The sequence below is a fragment of the Rathayibacter sp. AY1C1 genome (genome assembly GCF_002932105.1).
GTDB lineage: Bacteria > Actinomycetota > Actinomycetes > Actinomycetales > Microbacteriaceae > Rathayibacter.
On record NZ_PSWH01000049.1, the window covers coordinates 1 to 19,490 of the forward strand.

Below are 19,490 nucleotides of genomic sequence, written 5' to 3' on the forward strand. Positions count from 1 at the left end.
ACCTTTCGGGAGGGGGCGGGTCAGTGGGTGAGACCGTAGTGCAGCGTGGGGTCGAGGTGTTCGATGTCGACGAGGCGGTTGTACTTCGCGACCCTCTCGCCGCGCGCGGGGGCGCCGGATTTGATCTGCCCGACTCCGGTTCCCACCGAGAGGTCGGCGATGAAGGTGTCGAGGGTCTCGCCGGAGCGGTGGGAGACCATGCAGCGCATGCCGGCGTCGTGCGCGGCCGCGATCGCGTCGAGGGTGCCGGTGATGGTGCCGATCTGATTGGGCTTGATGAGTGCGGCGTTGGAGTAGCCGTTGCGGGCTCCGTCGCGGATGCGGTCGGCGTCGGTGACGTAGAGGTCGTCTCCCACGAGCTGCACCCGGTCGCTGATGGCGTGGGCGAGGAGGGCCCAGCCCTCGTGGTCGTCCTCGGCGAAGCCGTCCTCGATGCTGCGGATCGGGTAGTCGGCGATCAGCTTCTCGTAGTAGCGGGCGAGTGCGTCGCGGTCGAGATCGGTGCCGGCGACGGTGTAGTGGCCGTCGCCGTGGAAGAAGCCGTTCGCGGCGGGATCCATCGCGATCGCGATGTCACCGGTGCCGGGCTGGTATCCGGCGTCGGTGATCGCTGCGACGAGGAGGTCCAGGGCGTCTTCGGGCCGGTCGATGGGGGGCGCGAAGCCGCCCTCGTCGCCGAGCCCGGAGGTGCCGTAGGCGGTGCGGACGCGGGCGGCGAGGGCGTGATAGATCTCGGCGCCGACCTGCACGGCCTCCTCCTCGGTGCCGGCGGAGACGGGGGCGATCATGAACTCTTGGAAGTCGAGGCCGTTCGCGGCGTGCGCGCCGCCGTTGATGACGTTGAAGTGCGGGACGGGCAGGGAGGCGGTCGCCCCGGTGTGATCGGCGATCCACCGGTGCAGGGGCAGGCCGGTGCGCGCGGCGAAGGCGCGGGCGGCCGCGATGGAGACGGCGACGACGGAGTTCGCTCCGAGGCGGGCGAGGTTCGCGGTTCCATCCAGTGCTCGCAGCGCTTCGTCGATCTCGCGAAGCGAAGTCCAGGAGTGGTCGAGCAGGAGGGCGCGGATCTCGCCGTCGACGGCCGCGACAGCGGAGCGGACTCCGCGTCCGCCGAACGCGGGGCCGCCGTCGCGCAGCTCGACCGCTTCGAACGCGCCCGTCGAGGCGCCCGCGGGGGCGGAGGCGTCCAGGACGGTGTCGTCGTCCAGACGCAGGGTGACAGCGACGGTCGGGAAGCCGCGGGAGTCGAGGATCTGCCGTGCGGCGACGTCGGTGATGACCAGCGGGTGTCCGGCGGGGTGGGTGACGTACTCGCCCGTCCCGTGGATGCTGGTGCGGGTGTGGCTGATGTAGGCGTTCATCAGGTTCCTCCTTCGTGGGCGAGCGTGATCGCCGCTCGGTCGGCTCTTGCGGGGTCGAGGTAGCGTCCGCTCCTCGAGATCGGTGTCCCGGACGGCCCGGTGTCGTACAGGTACGGCTGACCGGTCGGGATGTTCAGATCGCGGACCGCGGCATCGCCGAGGTCCTCGAGAAGGGCGCGCAGCGCGCGCAGGGAGTTGCCGTGCCCGACGATGAGCACCGTCTCGCCCTCCTGGAGGGCGGGCAGGATTCGCTCCTCGAGGAGCGGCTGCAGTCGGTGGACGACGTCGCGCAACGACTCCGTCTCCGTCATCGCCTCGGCCGGCTGCCCACGGAACGCCGCGGACCTGTGCAGCTGCACGAAGGCGGCGGCGGACAGAGCAGGCGGGCGGACGTCCATCGACCGGCGCCACTCCAGGAAGGCGTCGGCCCCGTACCGGGCTCCGACGGCGCTTGTGGACAGGCCGGTGAGCGCTCCGTAGTTGCGCTCGTTCAGCCGCCACTGGGCCGCGACGATCCGCGGCCGCCCTGGAAGGGCGCCGGCGATGATCCGGGCCGATTCGGTGGAGCGTTGCAGGGTCGACGTGAGGATCAGATCGGGGTCGATCGATGCGTCCCTCAGTAGCGTCGCGGCCTGTCGCGCTTCGTCACGTCCGAGGTCGGTGAGGGGGACGTCGAGGACGCCGCAGAAGAGACCGTCGGCGTTGCCGGTGCTCTCACCGTGGCGCACGAGGACGAGCGGGGGATGCGCGGGCATGGGTCACCTACCTGGTCTCTGATCGAGAAGGTAGGAACCATCAGCCTCGGCGGCAGTTCGAGCTCACGCTCGGGCGGGATCCATCACCACTGCCGTCAGCCTACGCCCGCACCTCGGTCAGGACCAGGGCAGCGGCTCCGAATCATCGACCGGGGCGAGGGGGATCATGAGGGCCGGCCGGTGCTGACGGTGAGCGAGACGGGCGCCGACGGCACCGGAGAAAACCTCCTGCACGGTGCGACGCAGAGACGGCTCCTTCGTGCCGACAATGATCATGACCGCATCGACACGGTCCGCGAGCGTCGCCAGAGCGTGTGCAACGTCACCGGCCATCTGATGCGTCTGCCACGGGACACGGTCACCGACGATCCGGTCAAGCCGCTCGAGGATCGCAGGATCTGGAGCCAGTGGAGTGTCGCAGATGCACTGCGGGCGACACCGGTGCCTTCCTCCCGGGTCTGGTCCCCGCCAACTGCCCGCGCGTTCACGTGCGGACGCTGCGGCGTACCCGAATCGGCTGCTACTGACGAAGCGCGCCTCGGGAACGAACGGTGGGATCACGCTCGACCCGACGATCGGGGTGTCGTCGAGGACGGCACGCGGTCGAACCGATCACCACGGAGACCACCGCGCGCGAGGCGGTGAGAAGCAGCTCAGGCGCAAGGGGGTCGCGAATCGTCGTCGGCGCGGTTCACTCACTGCATGGATGGTCTGCCCTTCGTTGTTCTCGTCGTCATCTTTCTCGCCGCCGCCGCAGTGGTGTGGGTCGCCGGCATCCAGTTGTCGAAGGCCACGGACGTTCTGGACGCGCGCCTGCACCTGGGGAGTGCGCTGGGCGGTCTGATCGTTCTCGCCGTCGCGACGAACCTGCCGGAGATCGCGATCACCGTGTCCGCCGCGCTCTCCGGGAACCTGGACGTCGCGGTCGGCAACATCCTCGGCGGCATCGCACTGCAGACCGTGGTCCTCGTCGTCCTCGACCTGTTCGGCAAGCGCGGAAAGGGTGCGAAGCCGCTCACCTACCGTGCCGCGTCCCTCACACTCGTGCTCGAGGGGCTCGTGGTCGTCGCGGTGCTCGCCGTCGTCATCGCCGGCAGCCAGCTGCCCTCCGGACTGGAAGTGCTGCGCCTGACCCCGGACGTCGTCCTCATCGCCGGCCTCTGGGTCGTCGGGCTGCTGCTCGTGCAACGCTCCGGCAAGCACCTCCCCTGGCACGAGGACGGGCGGGCCCCCGACGCGACAGCATCCCCCGCGAAGAAGAAGACGCACCCGATGAGCACACGCAAGGCGACCATCGTGTTCACGATCTCGGCAGCGGCGACCCTCCTCGCCGGTGTCGTGCTCGAGCGCGCCGGTGACGCAGCATCCTCGCAGCTCGGTCTCTCCGGGGTGCTGTTCGGAGCCACCGTGCTCGCTCTCGCCACCTCCCTCCCCGAGATCTCGACCGGGCTGCAAGCCATCAAGCAGGGCGACGACAACCTCGCCATCAGCGACATCTTCGGCGGCAACGCCTTCCTCCCCGTCCTGTTCCTCGTCGCCACCGTCCTCTCCGGCACCGCAGTCCTCCCGCAGGCGAACTCGTCCGACATCTACCTCACCGCTCTCGCCGCCCTGCTCACCCTCGTCTACATCGTCGGACTGATCTTCCGACCCACCCGCCGCATCGCCGGCATGGGAATCGACTCGTTGATCGTGCTCGCGCTCTACACCGTCGGCATCGGCGGGCTCTTCGCCATCACCGCGACATGACGTCCGCGCCGCCGTGTGCAGATCGACCAGATCGCTGTAGCTCGAGCAGACACGGCCGCGGGCGTGATCGGCGTAGCGACGAGCCGTGCACCGGTCAGCGCAACTCGTGTGCGATCTCCAGGAACGCCGCCGCGGACGACCCGATGCGATCGGACCAGATGGCGCGGAGGGGTCGCACGAGTGCTGGTCCGCGGAGGGGCACTCGTATCAGTGAGCGCGCGGCGAGATCTCTTTCGACGGTGAGGATGCTCATGACTGCGGGCGCGATGCCGGCGCGGGCGTTCGCTCGGATGATCGCCGTCGTTTCAAGGATCGCGGCGGGAGTCGTGGGTGCGAGCCCGGCGTCGTGGAGCCATGCTTCGAGGGTCGTCCGGGTGCCGGAGCCTTCTTCTCGTGTCAGCAGTGCGGTGCCGGCCAAGTCCTCGGCGCTGATACTCGCCGCGCGTGCCCAGGGGTGGTCCGGTGCTACGACGACAGCGAGTTCGTCCTCCGCGACCACGTCAGAGGAGAGCGTGGCCGTGGACGCCGGTGTCTCGACGAATCCGAGTTGCGCGGCACCGGATCTCACGAGCTCTGTGACCGTGGCTGAATTGCCGGCGATCAGTTGCACACTCACCTCGGGTGTGCGCTGTCGGAATTCGAGGAGCCAGCGTGGGAGCAGCAGTTCGGCGATGGTCTGCGACGCCGCGAGAACCAGTGAGCCGGTCGGCTGTCGCAGTGCCGCCGCGCCCGCCTCGAGGCGGCGGGACGCCTCGAGGACCGGGCCGGCCAACTCGAGCACGAGCCGGCCCGCGTCGGTCATCAGGGACCCGGTCGGAGAGCGGCGCACGAGCGGCTGCCCGATGGCGCGCTCCGCTACCCGCAGACGCGCCGAGACGGCCTGCTGGGTGACGCCGAGGGCTTCGGCAGCGCGGGAGAGCGAGCCCGCCTCGGCGATGCGTTCGAGCACCTCCAGCGTGTCGAGATCCAGGATCCGGTCCGTCAATCGTCGCGTCGCCACAAGCACTCATTGTGCCCCGCCAACACGATCGCTGTATCGGCTGGTGACGGTGATGCTCAGGCTGGAGTCATGACAACTTTCTCCCCCGCCCGCGCATCTTCCTCGATCGGGCATCCTCCGCGGTCGAGGCGCTTGTTCCGGGAGTTGGAGCATCCGGGACTGATCGTGTCGAACCTGACGCCGAACTGGTTCGCGTCGATCATGGGCACCGGCATCGTCGCGGTCGCCGCCGCGTCCCTGCCACTCCAGTTCCCCGGACTCCGTACCGGGGCCACCGTCGTCTGGGCGATCGCCGCGCTGCTGCTCGTCGCGCTGACGGTCGCGACCGGGCTGCACTGGGTCCGCTACCGCGCTACAGCGATGAGGCACCACCTGAATCCGGTCCTCTCGCACTTCTACGGCGCGCCTCCCATGGCGTTCCTCACCGTCGGCGCGGGAACCCTCCTCCTCGGCAAGGACTGGATCGGCCTGCCGGCCGCTGTCACCATCGACTGGGTGCTCTGGGGTGCGGGGACTCTCGGCGGGCTGGTGACGGCGGTCCTGGTGCCCTACCTCGCGTTCACCCGGCATGAGAACAAGCCCGATTCGGCGTTCGGCGGCTGGCTGATGCCGATCGTTCCGCCGATGGTGTCCGCTTCCACCGGCGCAGTGCTGCTGCCGTACACGCCCGCCGGGCAAGCGCGGGAGACGCTCCTGTGGTCCTGCTACGGCTTCTTCGGCCTCAGCCTGGTCGCGTCGCTGGTGGTGATCACCCTGATCTGGAACCGGCTCGCGCAGCACAAGGTAGGAGCGGCGGGGATGGTGCCGACGCTGTGGATCGTCCTCGGTCCGGTCGGACAGTCGATCACCGCTGTGAATCTGCTCGCCTCGAACGCGCCCACCGTCGTGGACGCCGGCATGGCGCGTGCGCTGCTGGTCGTGGCTCTGGTGTACGGCTTCGCGATGCTCGGCTTCGCGCTGCTCTGGACCGTCATCGCCCTCGCGATCACCCTCCGCACCGCGAAGGAGCACCTGCCGTTCAGTCTGACGTGGTGGTCGTTCACGTTCCCCGTCGGCACCTGCGTCACCGGACTGAACGGCCTCGCCCTGCACTCCGGTCTCACGGTCGTCGCCGGCCTCGCCGTGCTCTACTACGTCGGCCTGGTCGCCGCGTGGATCATCGTCGCCGCCCGCACGTTCCACGGTTCCGTGATCCGCGGCACCCTGCTCGCACCACCGCGGCCGGCCTGACCGGGATCGAGGAGCATCGTGGATGTCCGAACCCTGAACGCCCTCGCCGAGACCTGGCGGAGTACCGCGGACGCGACCGGACGCTTCGTTCCGGGCTTCGATCCCCGCTCCGGCGGCACCGCCAGTCGCGTCCTGGTGCTGATGCAGTCACCCGGCCCTCGGACGATCGCCGCGGGATCCGCTGCCGTCTGCAGCGAAGACAACCTCGGGCCCACCGCCGCCGCGTTCCGGGCGGCCCGCATCGAGTCCGGACTCTCCCGCGACCACTACGTCCGGTGGAACCTCATCCCGTGGGAGATCCCTGGCCGCGTCCGCCCCGCGGACATCGAGCAGGGCCGGCTCGCGCTCGGTGAGCTGCTGGAGCTGCTGCCCGCGCTCGACGCCGTCGTCACCTACGGGACCGTGGCGCTCGACGGGGTCATGCGCTATCTGACCCTGCACGATGATCCCCGTGTCGTCCCCGTCCTCGCGGCACCGCACCCCTCACCGGCCAACGGGCGTCACCGCGCCGACCAGCACCTCCGCTCCGTGAACGCGCTCCGCCTCGCGAATCGTCTCGGATCCGGTCGGCGAGTCGCAGACTGACGGCACTGAAGGGAGACGTCCGCGTCTCGGTCGTCACCGGTCGCCGTGACCGATGAGGTGTTGATCTCAGACGGCCCCCGTCCTCGAACCGCTGACGGGAACGGCCTGGTCGTCCACGACGTCGACGGTGTACGCCGCGCCGTGCTCGAGCGTGTGGCCGACGGTGCACTGGCGGTCGACCGCCCGGTGGGTGCGCTCGGACAGTGAGGCGATCCGCTCGGGATCGAGCGCCGACAGGTCGGCGCGGATCACGGCGGCGATCGAGTCGTAGCGGTCCTCGCCCTCGGGCTTGGTCGCGGTGATGTCGGTGGTCGCTTCGAAGTCGGCTCCGAGCCGGCTGGCGAGGATGTGGTCCGAGGAGAGCATGCCGCAGGCGGCGAGGGCGAGGTGCAGCAGCTCGCCGGGCGAGAACACGCCGTCGGCGTCCGACCCGCCGATGCGGACCTCGGCTCCTCGCGCGTTGCGGCCGATGAAGCTTCTCGGGCCCTCGCGGGTGATGTGCAGCGGCGTGGTCTCGGTGCTCATGGTCTGCTCCTGTCCGGTGCCCGCGGCACCGCGGGCAGTGTCGGTGTCTCCTGCGGGTGGGCGGTGTCTCAGGTGTCGGTGCGGACGAGGGGGGAGTTCGTGCCGCGGACTCTGATGTCGACGCCGGTGATCTCCGACCGGGCGACGCCCGTGGACGCCGCCAGGTCGACGGCGCGCCGCCCGGCCGCCGTCCAGGTGGCGACGGTGATCGTGCTGCCGTCTGTGCGGGTGATCACGAGTTCGTACTCCGCGTCGGCGGGCGCATCACCACTGTAGGTGCAGCTCCACTCCAGCCGGGTGCCCCACGGCTTCCCCTCGACCTGGATGTCCGCAGCGAGAGCGGGATCGGCCGCGGTCGGGTCCATCGGTTCGAGGGTCGCCTCGCTGGCCACGGGAGCGCCCGCGATGCCCGTGCCGAGAGCGACACCTCCGAAGACGGAGGCGGTGACGGCGGCCGCGACGGCGAGGGACGTCACCAGCCGGCGCCGACGTCGGCGCGTCCGGACACGGTGGGCGATGGCGGGCAGCGTCACCATCGACGGCGGCGCCTCCTCGCCGTCGTCCGATGCGCTGATGGCGAGAGCGTCCTCGACGGAGAGGCGGCCGACGATGCCGGGCAGTCCTGCCAGCTCTGCCACGGCCGCGCGGCAGGCCGCGCAGCCGCTGAGGTGCTGCTCGTACTCGAGTCGCTGATCTGCGGGGAGAGCGCCGAGGACGTAGGACGCGTCCCAGTCGCGGTACTCGTCCTCCGTCGCAGAGCTTCCGTGGTGGTCGTTCATCGGGTGACGCCCCTTTCCTGCAGAGCCAGTCGCAGTCCGCGCAGTCCGTAGTGCAATCGAGATTTCGCTGTTCCCTCGGGGATGGAGTGCCGGCGGGCGATCTCGGGGACGGTGTGTCCGAGGAAGTACGCGTCCACCACGATCTGACGATGCTCCACCGACAGCGATGCGAGAGCGTCGGCGACCAGGATGCTGTCCAGGACCGCGTCGGTGCGATCGGGGACGGCGCCGCCGCCGTCTTCGTCCTTCGCCGGCACCTCGCGTCGGCTCCGAGCGGATCGGGCGTCGTCGATGACGAGGTTGCGGGCGACGGTGAACAGCCACGCGCGAGCGGCGTCGGCGTCGCGTTCGAGGACCTGCGGGCGCTGCCAGGCCCGGACCATCGTCTCCTGCACGACGTCCTCCGTCAGCGCCGCGTTCCGAGTGAGGTTCTGCACGAAGCGCCGCAAGGCCGGGCCGTGACTCTCGTACAGCGCCGCCAGGAGCTCATCGACGGGGCGGGGCACAACGCTCACCGCCTCGAAGCGCCACGGTGCGCTCCCTCATCACGGTTGCTGCGATCACTGCCGGTCATCCCTTCCGTCCATGCCTGTCGAGAACCGGCGACCCGGCCCGACGATGCGCTTCGCTGCGCGGGGACGGGTCGCCGTCGCATCAGGACGCCGGGGTGGCGGTGCTCATGGCCGCGGCTTCCTTGTTCATCGTGCCGTCGGGGAGGAGGACGTACCAGGCGTCCTTCACACCCTGCCCGTTGACCTGGCCCGGCGCGGTGTCCTTCGCGAACCGGTAGACCGGCCATCCGTCGACGGTCAGCTGGGTCGTCCCGTCGGTGCGCGTGATCGAGCCGACCTCTCCGGTGATCCCGTCCGCGGCGGTCGTGCTGGACGCCGTCACGGCCGGCCAGGTCGTGGCGCACTCGTCGTAGCAGCTGCTGCTGCCCGAGTTCTGCGTGTCCTTCATGAACGTGTAGACGGTGTAGCCGGCCTCGTCCGTGATGATCTCGCCCAGCGGCGAGGACGCCGTCGTGAGAGCCGCCGTCTCAGCGGAGGCGGTCGCGGTGGCGGAGGCCATCGCGGTGGCGGAGGGGCTGTCGGCCGGCGCTTCCGACGAGGCGGCCGAGCCGGCGGCCGTCGAGCATCCGGCGAGAAGGACGGCGGCGAACGCCGCAGTCGTCACAGTGGTCGCGATTCGCTTGAGCATGATGCCTCCTGTAGTGCGGGGGCCGAGGTGGTCCCACCGAGGACACGACACAGCAGTCGCGGACGTTCAACGACGCGAGAAGATCGCTGGGAGAGCATCCGCGCAGCGGGCGGATTCAGTGAGAGCGACGATCCGTTGCGCGCTCCTTCGCGTGAAGGCCCGAGGCTGCGCGCTGCTCTCCACGGCGGCGTGCGAGCAGTGATCGACCATATGCGCGACGGCTGCGGCCTGCCCGGCCGCCCGCGCGGCAGCGGTGGCGGCCCGCTCGCCCGCCTGCGTCGCGGCGCGGGCTGCGGCGTGCGCCGTGAAGGCCGCCGTGCGGCACTCGGTCATCGGAGCCTCGCCCCGCCCCCAGGCGAGGAGGACGTCGAGCGCGCGCCGGGGCCGGGCATTGTCCGGGTCCCGCTCCTCGAACGCGGGGAGGGCGCGCTCCGCGCACTCCGCCGCCCACCGCGCGAGCGCCCGGTGGACCTCCGGCTCCGGATTCGCCAAGGCCGGCTCCTCCGCTCCGCTCACGGGTCTTCCTCCGATTCCGGAGCTCAGCTGGCTCTTCCCAGATGAGGGTGTAGGTCGGCCGGGAGCGTCGGTCCGCAGATAGACGTCGAGGTCTCCCGACGACGGAGGTTCTTACACCATCCGTCCGAAAGACCTCGACGTGACCGACGCTACCCCGCCGGCCGGCTTCGGCCGCCCTGACCTGACCGCCTTCGCGTCTCATCCCAGTCGACCCTGATCGAGTCTGCTGACCCCCTCGACGAGAACGCAGCGACATCACAGCCACCCAACCCCGACCGTCCGGGAAGCCGGGACACGTCACATGACCTGTGCTGCGGGCGTGTCGAGTGGGTCGTCCAGGGGCGACGCAGGAGCGTCGACGCGACGTGCTGAGAGGTGGTTCCAGTCGAGCGCTAGGACACCGGCTACAGGCATGGCGATAGGTCAGGAACGGCGTCGCTCCCTGCGCAGGAGGGAGCGCAGAGTCTCGGCATTCGCGTAGCCGACCCGTAGCGCGATCTCGGCGGAGGTGAAGTCCGTGGTTGCTGAGAGGTGCCGAGCTCGTTCGATGCGAAGCCGTTGGACGAAGCCGAGCGGAGTGAGGTTGAGCGCCGCACGGACTCGTCGTTCGAGGGTGCGCCGGCTGGTGCCGAGCGACTGCGCGACGAAGGCGACGTTGAACGGTTCGTCCAGGCGGGCGCGCACGAAGCGTTCGAACTCGACGACGATCGGGTCCTCGTGCCGGAGATGTTCGTAGGCGACGAAGGCCGCCTGAGACGGACGCTCGTCGATGATGAGGAGCTTGGCGACATGTTGGGCCAGGTCGGGGCTGATCGATCGCACGAGTGAGAGCGCGAGGTCGATGTGGGCGAACGCGGCGCCGGCGGTGACGAGGTTCCCGTCGACCACGACCATGGTGTCGAGATCGAGGGCGACGGTCGGATAGCGCTTCAGGAACTCCGGCCCCAGGAACCAGCTGGTCGTCGCCCTCCGATGATGCATCCGTCCGGTCTCGGCGACAGCGAACACGCCGGTGCACGCCGCGGCGATCCGGGTGGTCGCCTCGTCGAGGCGCCCGAGCGAGGCGATGACCGAACGAGCATCTCGGCTCTGGAGGACGTCGTTGGTAGCGGCGGCCGTAAGGGTTCCAAGCGCAGGGACGACGACCACGTCGAACTCTCCGGACTCCGACAGCGGGTGGTCCACCGACAGGGTCATCGATGCCGTCGTGGTCACTCGCCGTTTCGGTCCGAGGATGGCGAGTTCGATCGGGTCGATCCGCGGGTCGACATCGCCGCGGGCTCCGTCGGCCACCCGCACGATGTCGATGATCGACGCGATAGCCGAACCGAAGCAGCCGTCGATCGCGATCAGTCCGATACGCATGACGTAAACAATAGCAATACTGCCGTATACGCCACTCCCCACCGGCCCTCGCTCGTCATACGCTGAACTCGTCCCACGAAGAACCCCGACGTCAAGGAGAGTCCCTCATGTCCACACCCGCATCACTTCCGTATGCCTTCGTCGCCAAGATCGTCGCGGCCGATGGACAGCACGACGCGGTCGCCGATCTGCTCGCCGGCGCTGTCGCACTCGCCAACGAAGAAGTAGGAACGATTGTCTGGTTCGCGGTCAGGACCCACGCCGACACCTTCTGGATCTTCGATGCATTCCCCGACGAAGCCGCTCGCGACGCCCACGCCAACGGCGCCATCGTCGCAGCCCTGATGGCCAACCAGCACCTCCTCGGCGCAGCACCCGAGATCCTGGCGGCCGACGTCCTCGCGTCCAAGCTCCCGTAGTCCGCCAACGCACGAGACGATCGCGCCCCGCCGAGCCGTCGCCAGGTCGCGACGCAACGCCACGCTGCGTTGCCGAGCGGTGCGAGGCCTATCGGCACACGGACAGGATGCCGGCCGCGAGCGCTCAGCCGGCGAGGGGTCCGTCGCAGAGGAGAGCGCCGTCGGTGTCGGGCAGAGCCGTGAGGCCAGCGCATCGCGCGACCACCAGAACGGTTCGCCGGAGCCGCCTGTCGGAATCGAACGGACGACCTAATGACGTCGGCTTTGCGTCTATCGCTTGATGCGCCGACTGGGCGAACGAGCCGCTGACCTGCGCAAACGCCGAGCGTGGAGGACGCCGCCATCCGGTGGTGACCGACGACGACCGACCAGTACCGACCGTTTCACCGGGGCTTGCGGCGGCGTCGAAGCCGAGCAAGCTCCATTCTTCTAACTCACCGCGCCCTCCTCCTCGCCGGCCCCGTCGTCGGCGAAGACGTTTCAGGGGTCTTCTCAGATGACGGTGTAGGTCGGCCGGGAGCGTCGGTCCGCAGATAGACGTCGAGGTCTCCCGACGACGGAGGTTCCTACGCCATCCGTCCGAAAGACCTCGACGTGACCGACGCTACCCCGCCGGCCGGCTTCGGCCGCCCTGCCCTGACCGCCTTCGCTCGACTCGACGGCCTCGGTCTGCGCACCGGCGCGGACCTGCTCACCGACAAGCAGAGCGACAGGCTACGCGCGCTGTTCGTTGATGACGCTCACGTCGAGGTCGAGGCGACCTGGGGTGTCTACCAGCGCATGATCGCCGCCTATCGCCACGAGGACCGGCAACGTGGCCGCGAGCTCATGGAGAAGCTGATCACCGACCTCAGCGCCGGCGTCCCCAAGGTACTCACCGAGCTCACCACCCTGGGCCGGACCCTGAACAAGCGAGCCGCTGACGTGCTCGCCTAGTTCGAACGACCCGGCACCAGCAACGGGCCGGCCGAGGCGCTCAACGGACGGCTCGAACACCTGCGCGGCTCCGCACTCGGGTTCCGCAACCTGACCAACTACATCGCCCGAAGCCTGCTCGAGACCGGCGGCTTCAGACCCCAACTCCTACACCCCCGATTGGGATGAGCCGCTCAGCTCCGGCGCGGCCGCCCCGTGAAGTGCTTCACCCCGTAGACCAGGAGGAGCAGGATGCCGCTCAGCTGCAGGGCGAGCGAGAAGCCGGAGGCGAATTCACCGGCCGGCCACACCAGCCTCAGCACCAGCGCGACGAACATCGCTGTGACCCCGACGACGAACAGGACTCGATTCCGCATCCGTCGAGTCAACCATCCGCACGCGGGCCCTGGCCAACCGCCAGTGCTCAGCTCAGGCGCTCGGTCAGGTGGACGGTGACGACGTCGCCGAGGTCCTTGCCGATCGTCTTCCGCAGTTTCGCGCTGATCGACAGCATGTGGCCGCCGGCGCCGGTCGGCAGCAGGCCCGCGGTCACCGGCTCGCCGTCGACGGTGGCGACCACCTTCACCGACCTCCCTGTGCCGAGCAGCTCGACGGAGCCGGGCACCTCGACGCACGACCAGAGGTCGCCCTTCACGGCGACACCGATCGGGGCGGTGAAGGCGAGGTCCAGGGGGCCGGCGCTCATGCGCTCTCCTCCGCGGACGCCGCGCTCTCGCCGGAGGAGTCCTGCCCGCTGTACCGGTCGAGGATCTCGTCGTACATCGCGGCGTCGAGCAGACCATCGGACAGGGCCCGGCGGACCTCCTCGAACTCCCCCGGGTCGAGGGTCGTCCAGTCGAAGCCGTCACTCGGCGATCCGGGCCGGTAGCGCCGGCGGCCGAGCTCGTCGACGGCCTGCTCCCGCGTCAGCTCCCCCGCGGCGAAGCGCTGCGCGATCCCGTACGGTGTCGCGCCGGAGAAGCCGGAGCGCACGTACGGCAGCGCGGCGGCCGCCTCGATCCCGTCGGACACCTCGTCGATCGACATGCGGACCCCTCCCGTCCGAGGGCCCACCGACCCTCCCGTCGACCCTACGACGAGACGTCGCATCCCGGTCGGGCCGGGCGACGCCCACTGCCCTCGACAGGCGGCTACCGTTCCTCCATGACCGGACGCGCCGCTACGTCCCGGTACGAGTTCCGCGTCGACTCGCGCACGCTCGTCGCCCACGACCTCCCCGGGACTCGAGCCCCCCGCGCTGCAGTCGTCTGGTGCGGAGGGACACCGCACACCGGCGCACTCCTCGCTCCCCACGTCGACGCCGCTGCGGCGCGCGGCATCCGGCTCGTCTCCGTCGCCCGTCCCGGCTTCGGCGGCTCGATGCGGGCTCCCGGACGGAGCATCGCGGACGCTGCCGCCGATGTGCTCCGCGTCGCCGACCTGCTCGGGATCGAGTGCTTCGTGGTGACGGGCTACTCCGGCGGCGGCCCGCACGCACTGGCCGTCGGGGCTCTCGGAGGTGATCGCGTCCGGGGCGTCGCGACGTTCGGCAGCCCAGCGCCCTTCAGTGACGACGGAGCGTGGTTCGACGGCATGCAGGATCCGGGCGCTCTCCGCAGCGCGCGCGACGGCCGGGCTGCGCGCGAGGAGTGGGCGGAGACGGCCCGCTTCGATCCGGAGCAGTTCACCGGTGACGACTACTCGGCCCTCGACGGCCCGCTGACGGCGCTCGGCGCAGAGGCCGGACGCGCCGCGGAGCTCGAACAGGGCGGGAGCGTCGACGACGACCTCGCCCTCGTCATGCCCTGGGGAGTCGACCTCTCGCGCCTCACGGCGCCGGTCCTCCTCCACCACGGCGCGGCGGACAGGGTGGTCCCGGTCGCCCACGCGGAGCGGATCCGCCGCCTCCACCCGGCCGCGGAGCTCACGATCCGGCCCGGTCGAGGCCACATCGGCGTCCTGCTCGACTGGCCGGACGTCCTCGACCGCCTCCTCGCGGACGGGTTCCCCGGGGACCGCCCCGGCAGCGGAGGCTGAGCGTCTCATCGCGGCCGGCAGCGGATCGGACGCGGAAGGTGGGCCTGGAAGGGCCACGCTTCGGGAGGGCTCCCTCCGCGAGGATCACGGCATGGCCCCCCACACGGATCCCCGCCGATGACTCTGCAGGACCTCGCCGACGAGCTCGCCCAGGCTCTCGACCGCCCGGTGACGATCGAGGACGCCTCGAGCCGGGTGCTGGCCGCGACGCGCGCGCGCGAGGAGGCTCCTCACGACGGCGTGTTCCCCGTCCAGGATCCGCGGGGCCGGCTCGCGACCCTCCTCCTCCCCCGGGAGCGGCCCGCGCCGCTCACTCCGGCCGAGTACTCGCTCATCGACGCGGCCGTCGGAGCGATCCGCCGCCTCCTCGGCCCCTCGACGCGGGCGGGCGGCAGCTCCCGGCGCGCAGACGTCCTCGCGGCGCTCCTGTCGGGCGACGGCGGCACCCGGCGCGCCTCCTTCGCCGAGGCGGTCGAGCGCCGCTGGCTGCGCCGAGACGCCCAGACCGTGGTCCGCGCGGTGCGGCTGACCGGCCCGACCGGCTCCCTGCAGCGGACGGCGCTGGCGCGGCGGATCGACGCGAGCGCCGCCTCCGGCCTGACGTTCCTCGGCGACCAGGAGGGTGTGCTGTTCTTCGTGAGCGTGGAGGCGCCCGAGGCCGCCGCGGAGGCGGACGACGTCCTGCGGGCGGAGGCGCGCGGCCGCGGCACGGCCGTCGACGCGATCGGCTCGGCGCGCTTCGACGTCCGCGACGACGACCTCCTCCCGACCGCCGAGCGGGCCGCCCTCGCGGCGACCATCGTCGGCTCCCTGCCCGACGGCCGCGGCCGGGCCGACATCGCCGAGCTCGGGGCCTGGGTGCTCCTCGCCTCGATCGGGGCGGACAGCTCGCAGCTCGCCATGCTCTCGCCGGCCGCGGCGACGCTGCTCGAGCGGGGCGACGAGGTGCAGCGGCGGACGGTCGAGGCCTACCTCGACGTGCGCGGCAGTGTGCGGGAGGCGTGCGGGCTCCTCCACATCCACCGCACCACGCTCTACTACCGCCTCGACAACCTGCCCGAGGCGGTCCGGGAGGCGCTCGACGACGGCCTCGCCCGCAGCACGCTGCACCTCTGCCTCAAGCTGATGAAGTTCCGCGACGGGCTCGAGCGGCGGCGGGCCTCGTGACCGTGCCCGGGGACCTCCCGCAGGTCCGCCTCTACGGGCGGCGCGAGAGCCGCGACGCGTGGGAGATCCGCGACCTCCTCTCGCGCAGCGTCGTCTCGTTCTCGTGGACGCCGATCGACACGGACGAGCAGTGCCTCGCCGTCGCCGGGCACCCGCTCGCCACCGCGTCGCTCCCCCTCGTGGTGTTCCCGGACGGCAGCCGCGCCTCCGATCCGACGCTCGCCGAGGTCGCGGCCCGGCTCGGCTGGGTCGGCTCGCCGCGGCTCGCGGAGTACGACCTGTCCATCTACGGAGCCGGTCCGGCCGGGCTCTCGGCCGCCGTGTACGCCGCCTCGGAGGGGCTGAAGGTCGTGGTCCTCGAGCGCTCGGCCATCGGCGGGCAGGCCGGCTCGAGCAGCCTGATCGAGAACTACCTCGGCTTCCCGCACGGGATCGCGGGAGCCGATCTGGCCGAGCGCGCGCGGCAGCAGGCCGTCTCGTTCGGCGCCGAGCTGCTGCGGATGCGCGAGGGGATCCGCGGGCGCTTCGCCGACGACCGGATCCACGCGCTGCTCGCCGACGGGACGACCGTCGTCGCCCGCACCAACATCTGCGCCACGGGCATCCAGTGGCGCCGGCTCGGCCTCGAGCGCGAGGACGAGCTGCTCGGCGTCGGCCTCTACTACGGCGCCGGCACGAGCGAGGCGCCGCTCTGCGAGGGCGAGGACGTCGTGGTCGTCGGAGGCGGCAACTCGGCCGGGCAGGCCGTGATGAACCTCTCGGCGCACGCGCGGCACGTGACCATGCTGGTCCGCGGCCCGGATCTGGCCGACAGCCTCTCCTCCTACCTCGCGGAGCGCGTCGTCCGGCAGCCGAACGTGACGATCCTGCTCGACTCCCGCGTCACCCGCCTGCACGGCGCCGACGCCCTCGAGTCGATCGAGGTCGAGAACTCGGCGACCGGCGCGCACGGGGCGCTGGCCACCTCCCACCTCTTCGTCTGCATCGGGGGCGAGCCGGACACGACGTGGGCGGCGGAGACCGCGATCGTCCGCGACTCCGGCGACTACCTCGTGACCGGACCGGATCTCGCCGGTGAGCACGCGGCTCGCGACTGGCCGCTCGAGCGGGCGCCGTTCTACCTCGAGACCAGCGTCCCCGGCTCCTTCGCCGCGGGGGACGTGCGCCGCAGCTCGGTCAAGCGCGTCGCCTCCGCCGTCGGCGAGGGCGCGATGGCCGTCACCTTCGCCCACCGCCACCTGCAGGAGACCTCGTGAGCCGCCGACTGCCGACGGTGCGCCACGGCGTCGGCTTCTGGATCGTCGCCGCGACCTTCCTGCTCGTGATGGCGTACTCGACGGTGCCGACACCCCTCTACCCGCTCTACCAGCAGCTCGACGGCTTCCCGCCGTTCGTGATCACCGTCGTCTTCGCCGCCTACGCGGTCGGAGTGATCGTGAGCCTGTACCTCGCCGGTCACGTCAGCGACTGGCTCGGCCGCCGCCGAGTGCTGCTGATCGCGGTGCTCGTCTCGGCGATCTCGGCCGTGCTCTTCTCGCTGACGACGGAGGTGCCGGGGCTGATCGTCGCCCGCTTCGTCAACGGCGTCAGCATCGGGATGCTCACCGCCACCGCCACCGCGCACCTCGGCGAGCTGCGCGCCCGCGCCCGGCCGGACGAGAACACGATCGTCGCCGCGTCGATCTCGGGCGCGGTGAACCTCGGCGGACTCTCGCTGGGCCCGCTGCTCGGAGGGGTCTTCGCCGAGTTCCTGCCCGATCCGCTCCTCCTGCCGCACCAGGTGTTCCTGGTCGCGCTGCTCGTGGCGGGCCTGGCGCTGCTCCTCGTGCCCGAGACGGTCGACGTGCCGGAGACGGCGCCCCCCTACCGGCCGCAGCGGCTCTCGGTGCCGGCGGACGCGCGCCGGGCGTTCCTGCTCGCGGCGTTCGGAGCGTTCTCGGCCTTCTCCGTCCTCGGCCTCTTCACCTCGCTCGCACCGACGTTCCTGGTGCAGACCTTCCAGGTGCGCGACCACCTGCTGGCCGGCGCGACGTCCTTCGCCGTGTTCGCCTCCGCGGCCCTCGGCCAGCTGCTGCTCGTGAAGGTGGGGACGCGCCTGCAGCTCTCGATCGCGGTGGCGGGCTGCGCGGTCGGGCTGGCGGCGGTCGCGGCCGGAGCGATCGCTCCGCAGCTGGGAGTGTTCCTCGCCGGGGCCGTCGTCTCGGGCTTCGGGGTGGGGCTGCTCTTCAAGGGCTCGATCGGCACGGCGGTCGCCCTCGCGGATCCCGCCCGCCGGGGCGAGACCCTGGCGGTGGTGTTCCTGGTCGCGTACACGGGGCTCGCGGTGCCCGCACTGGCGGCGGGAGCGGCGCTCAACCTCGTCGCCGCGACGACGGTGCTGACGGTGTTCGCGGCGCTCGTGCTGGCGGCGACCGCGACGGCCGGCGTGCTGCTGCGCGCCCGCAGCGCGGCGGCCGGGCGGTGAGCGGCGGAGCGGGGCGACGCTGCGGGGTGCGAGCCGGCGGCCGTCCGGGTGCCGGCCGCGTGCACTTCGGACGGCCGCCCGCCGCGTCAGAAGTCCTCGCGCCGCTCCTGCTCGGCCTCGGCGGCCGGCTCGAGCGCGGCGAGATCCCCGAGCGCGAGTCGCAGCTGGCGCAGCAGCCACTCCTCGGTCAGCGCACCCGCGTCGAGCGCGTCCAGCCGGCGGAGGCGCTCGGCTGCCGACCCGGTGAGGTCGGCGGGCGTCCCCGCGCTCATGCGCCGTACCCCGCTCCGCGGAGCAGGCGGCGCAGGTCGACGAGCTGCTGCTCGTCCACGTCCTTGTGGTGCGGCCGGTGGAGGGTCTCGGTGGTCGAGCCGACCGTCACCGAGAAGGCGCCGTCGTGCTTCTCGTGGACGGTGCCGACGGCCTCGAGCAGCGTCAGCACGTCCGCCCAGAGGACGTTGTGGCTCGGCGAGTCCTCGAGCAGCCGCTCGAGGGTGTCTCGCTGGTTCGAGTGGAGGTGGCGGGTGTCGGTCATGAACGGCCCTTCGGTGTCTGCGCACGCGCCCCGGTGGCGGTGCTCGGCGTCGCGTCCGACGGTAGGCGCGCGGGTGGAGCCGGTGCGCGAGTCGGATGACTCGAAGAGCGGACGCCGCGGGGCGGCCCCGCGAGAGGTGCGGTCCCCGCGAGAGGTGCGGCCGTGAATCCGGAGCCGGGCGACCGCCTCGACGAGGAGGACCCTCCCCGCACGCCCGCGCTGCCCGAGGCCGCCGTCTCCGCCGCGTCGCTCCCGGACCGGCCGGCCGCGTTCCTCAACGCCCTCCTGACCGAGCACTTCGTCCTGGAGTCGGCGCGCGGCATCACCGTGACGGAGTCGAGCAGCCGCGCCTCGCTCTACCTGACGATGCTCTCCAGCTCGCTCGTGGCCTTCGGCTTCCTCGCCCCGACCCGGTACGCGATGGGGTTCCTCGCGGTGATCATCCCGGTCGTCGTGCTGCTGGGGGTGTTCACCTACGAGCGGCTGGTGCAGACCTCGATGGAGGACATCGCCGCGCTGACGGCCATCCAGCGCATCCGCCGCTACTACGGGACCCTGCTGCCGGGAGCGGGCGCCTACTTCGCGGTGCCGCGCGGCCGCCACGCGCCGAACGAGCTGCTCGAGATCGGCCGGCGGCAGAGCTGGCGGGGCATCTTCTTCACGATGTCCTCGGCGATCGCGGTGGTCAACTCGATCGTGGCGGGCGCCGGAGTCGCGCTCGCGCTGACGCAGAGCGGCGCGGACGAGGTCTCCGCGATCGCGTGCGGGATGGCGGCCGCGGTCGTCCTCGCGGTGCTGCACGGGGTGTACCAGTTCCACCGCTACCGGCAGATGCGGCTGCGGATCGCCGAGGCGGAGGCGCTGGACGGGGTCGAGAGGGGGTGACGG

General features: G+C 71.3%; 24 protein-coding genes, 1 pseudogene and 1 riboswitch. Of the genes and pseudogenes, 10 read left to right on the forward strand and 15 right to left on the reverse strand.

The genetic code is table 11. The annotated features are described in order from the left end of the window. Window positions 1–20: 20 nt before the first annotated feature. The 3 genes from eno to C5C71_RS16190 form a co-directional block, all read right to left on the reverse strand. The gene (gene eno / locus C5C71_RS16180; protein WP_104224797.1) at window positions 21–1,361 is read right to left on the reverse strand and encodes a phosphopyruvate hydratase; all 1,341 of its coding nucleotides are present in this window, start codon (window positions 1,359–1,361) and stop codon (window positions 21–23) included. After that, entirely contained in the window at window positions 1,361–2,116 is a 756-nt protein-coding gene (locus C5C71_RS16185) for a 2,3-diphosphoglycerate-dependent phosphoglycerate mutase (RefSeq protein WP_104273837.1), read from the reverse strand. The genes eno and C5C71_RS16185 overlap by 1 nt, the downstream gene beginning before the upstream one ends. A 24-nt stretch (window positions 2,117–2,140) precedes the next feature. Next, window positions 2,141–2,213: riboswitch (Fluoride riboswitch) on the reverse strand. Window positions 2,214–2,233: 20 nt separating this feature from the next. Then, entirely contained in the window at window positions 2,234–2,449 is a 216-nt protein-coding gene (locus C5C71_RS16190; protein ID WP_104248139.1) for a hypothetical protein, read from the reverse strand. A gap of 369 nt (window positions 2,450–2,818) precedes the next feature. Between C5C71_RS16190 and C5C71_RS16195 the strand changes: the two genes are divergently transcribed. Then, entirely contained in the window at window positions 2,819–3,865 is a 1,047-nt protein-coding gene (locus tag C5C71_RS16195) for a sodium:calcium antiporter (RefSeq protein WP_104338080.1), read from the forward strand. 94 nt (window positions 3,866–3,959) lie between these two features. Here the strand turns inward: C5C71_RS16195 and C5C71_RS16200 are convergent, their stop codons facing one another. Next, the gene (locus C5C71_RS16200) at window positions 3,960–4,865 is read right to left on the reverse strand and encodes a LysR family transcriptional regulator (RefSeq protein WP_104309222.1); all 906 of its coding nucleotides are present in this window, start codon (window positions 4,863–4,865) and stop codon (window positions 3,960–3,962) included. A gap of 165 nt (window positions 4,866–5,030) precedes the next feature. On the opposite strand from C5C71_RS16200, the gene C5C71_RS16205 reads away from it, so the two are divergent. Continuing rightward, a complete protein-coding gene (locus C5C71_RS16205; protein WP_258068751.1) occupies window positions 5,031–6,095 on the forward strand; it encodes a TDT family transporter in 1,065 nt (354 codons plus the stop codon). Window positions 6,096–6,113: 18 nt separating this feature from the next. Then, complete coding sequence (locus C5C71_RS16210; RefSeq protein WP_258068752.1) at window positions 6,114–6,680, forward strand: uracil-DNA glycosylase family protein; 567 nt, start codon at window positions 6,114–6,116, stop codon at window positions 6,678–6,680. Window positions 6,681–6,746: 66 nt separating this feature from the next. Here the strand turns inward: C5C71_RS16210 and C5C71_RS16215 are convergent, their stop codons facing one another. The 6 genes from C5C71_RS16215 to C5C71_RS16240 form a co-directional block, all read right to left on the reverse strand. Further along, entirely contained in the window at window positions 6,747–7,205 is a 459-nt protein-coding gene (locus tag C5C71_RS16215; RefSeq protein WP_104263392.1) for an OsmC family protein, read from the reverse strand. Window positions 7,206–7,273: 68 nt separating this feature from the next. Continuing rightward, complete coding sequence (locus C5C71_RS16220; protein ID WP_104338082.1) at window positions 7,274–7,984, reverse strand: anti-sigma factor; 711 nt, start codon at window positions 7,982–7,984, stop codon at window positions 7,274–7,276. Next, window positions 7,981–8,499, reverse strand: coding sequence for a sigma-70 family RNA polymerase sigma factor (locus C5C71_RS16225; RefSeq protein WP_104224788.1), 519 nt, complete (start codon window positions 8,497–8,499; stop codon window positions 7,981–7,983). The genes C5C71_RS16220 and C5C71_RS16225 overlap by 4 nt, the downstream gene beginning before the upstream one ends. 139 nt (window positions 8,500–8,638) lie before the next feature. Continuing rightward, window positions 8,639–9,184, reverse strand: a complete 546-nt coding sequence (locus C5C71_RS16230; protein ID WP_104257434.1) for a hypothetical protein — start codon at window positions 9,182–9,184, stop codon at window positions 8,639–8,641. Between the two features lie 66 nt (window positions 9,185–9,250). Then, the gene (locus C5C71_RS16235; RefSeq protein ID WP_146084509.1) at window positions 9,251–9,700 is read right to left on the reverse strand and encodes a putative immunity protein; all 450 of its coding nucleotides are present in this window, start codon (window positions 9,698–9,700) and stop codon (window positions 9,251–9,253) included. A gap of 423 nt (window positions 9,701–10,123) precedes the next feature. Beyond that, window positions 10,124–11,065, reverse strand: a complete 942-nt coding sequence (locus tag C5C71_RS16240; RefSeq protein WP_053548963.1) for a GlxA family transcriptional regulator — start codon at window positions 11,063–11,065, stop codon at window positions 10,124–10,126. Window positions 11,066–11,172: 107 nt separating this feature from the next. Here C5C71_RS16240 and C5C71_RS16245 point away from each other — a divergent pair, with 107 nt between their 5' ends. Both C5C71_RS16245 and C5C71_RS16250 read left to right on the forward strand, forming a co-directional pair. Further along, on the forward strand, window positions 11,173–11,484 hold the full coding sequence (locus C5C71_RS16245; RefSeq protein WP_033107114.1) for a putative quinol monooxygenase: 312 nt from the start codon (window positions 11,173–11,175) through the stop codon (window positions 11,482–11,484). A gap of 669 nt (window positions 11,485–12,153) precedes the next feature. Further along, window positions 12,154–12,588 (forward strand): annotated as a pseudogene (locus tag C5C71_RS16250) (transposase); the annotation flags it as partial. 5 nt (window positions 12,589–12,593) lie between these two features. On the opposite strand, the gene C5C71_RS16255 reads toward C5C71_RS16250, so the two are convergent. Genes C5C71_RS16255 through C5C71_RS16265 form a run of 3 tightly spaced genes read right to left on the reverse strand, consistent with a single transcriptional unit; the run spans window position 12,594 to window position 13,446 of the window. Continuing rightward, window positions 12,594–12,776, reverse strand: coding sequence for a hypothetical protein (locus C5C71_RS16255; RefSeq protein WP_104224784.1), 183 nt, complete (start codon window positions 12,774–12,776; stop codon window positions 12,594–12,596). A gap of 47 nt (window positions 12,777–12,823) precedes the next feature. Next, window positions 12,824–13,105, reverse strand: coding sequence for a DUF1905 domain-containing protein (locus C5C71_RS16260; RefSeq protein WP_104250445.1), 282 nt, complete (start codon window positions 13,103–13,105; stop codon window positions 12,824–12,826). After that, complete coding sequence (locus C5C71_RS16265; protein ID WP_104309218.1) at window positions 13,102–13,446, reverse strand: hypothetical protein; 345 nt, start codon at window positions 13,444–13,446, stop codon at window positions 13,102–13,104. The genes C5C71_RS16260 and C5C71_RS16265 overlap by 4 nt, the downstream gene beginning before the upstream one ends. 117 nt (window positions 13,447–13,563) lie before the next feature. On the opposite strand from C5C71_RS16265, the gene C5C71_RS16270 reads away from it, so the two are divergent. The 4 genes from C5C71_RS16270 to C5C71_RS16285 all read left to right on the forward strand — a co-directional run bounded on the left by C5C71_RS16270 (window position 13,564) and on the right by C5C71_RS16285 (window position 18,067). Further along, window positions 13,564–14,436, forward strand: coding sequence for an alpha/beta fold hydrolase (locus C5C71_RS16270; protein ID WP_104338084.1), 873 nt, complete (start codon window positions 13,564–13,566; stop codon window positions 14,434–14,436). A 117-nt stretch (window positions 14,437–14,553) separates the two neighbouring features. Then, a complete protein-coding gene (locus C5C71_RS16275; protein ID WP_104263397.1) occupies window positions 14,554–15,603 on the forward strand; it encodes a helix-turn-helix domain-containing protein in 1,050 nt (349 codons plus the stop codon). Continuing rightward, window positions 15,600–16,859: an NAD(P)/FAD-dependent oxidoreductase gene (locus tag C5C71_RS16280; protein WP_219814206.1), complete on the forward strand. Its 1,260-nt coding sequence runs from the start codon at window positions 15,600–15,602 to the stop codon at window positions 16,857–16,859. Before C5C71_RS16275 ends, C5C71_RS16280 begins: the two co-directional genes overlap by 4 nt. After that, window positions 16,856–18,067, forward strand: a complete 1,212-nt coding sequence (locus tag C5C71_RS16285; protein ID WP_258068753.1) for an MFS transporter — start codon at window positions 16,856–16,858, stop codon at window positions 18,065–18,067. The genes C5C71_RS16280 and C5C71_RS16285 overlap by 4 nt, the downstream gene beginning before the upstream one ends. Before the next feature lie 86 nt (window positions 18,068–18,153). Here the strand turns inward: C5C71_RS16285 and C5C71_RS16290 are convergent, their stop codons facing one another. Next, a complete protein-coding gene (locus C5C71_RS16290) occupies window positions 18,154–18,339 on the reverse strand; it encodes a hypothetical protein (RefSeq protein WP_104224778.1) in 186 nt (61 codons plus the stop codon). Beyond that, window positions 18,336–18,602 carry a hypothetical protein gene (locus C5C71_RS16295; protein WP_104257441.1) on the reverse strand — a complete coding sequence of 89 codons (267 nt, stop codon included), beginning with the start codon at window positions 18,600–18,602 and terminating at the stop codon, window positions 18,336–18,338. The genes C5C71_RS16290 and C5C71_RS16295 overlap by 4 nt, the downstream gene beginning before the upstream one ends. A gap of 162 nt (window positions 18,603–18,764) precedes the next feature. Here C5C71_RS16295 and C5C71_RS16300 point away from each other — a divergent pair, with 162 nt between their 5' ends. Then, window positions 18,765–19,487: a hypothetical protein gene (locus tag C5C71_RS16300; RefSeq protein ID WP_104257442.1), complete on the forward strand. Its 723-nt coding sequence runs from the start codon at window positions 18,765–18,767 to the stop codon at window positions 19,485–19,487. Window positions 19,488–19,490: the final 3 nt, after the last annotated feature.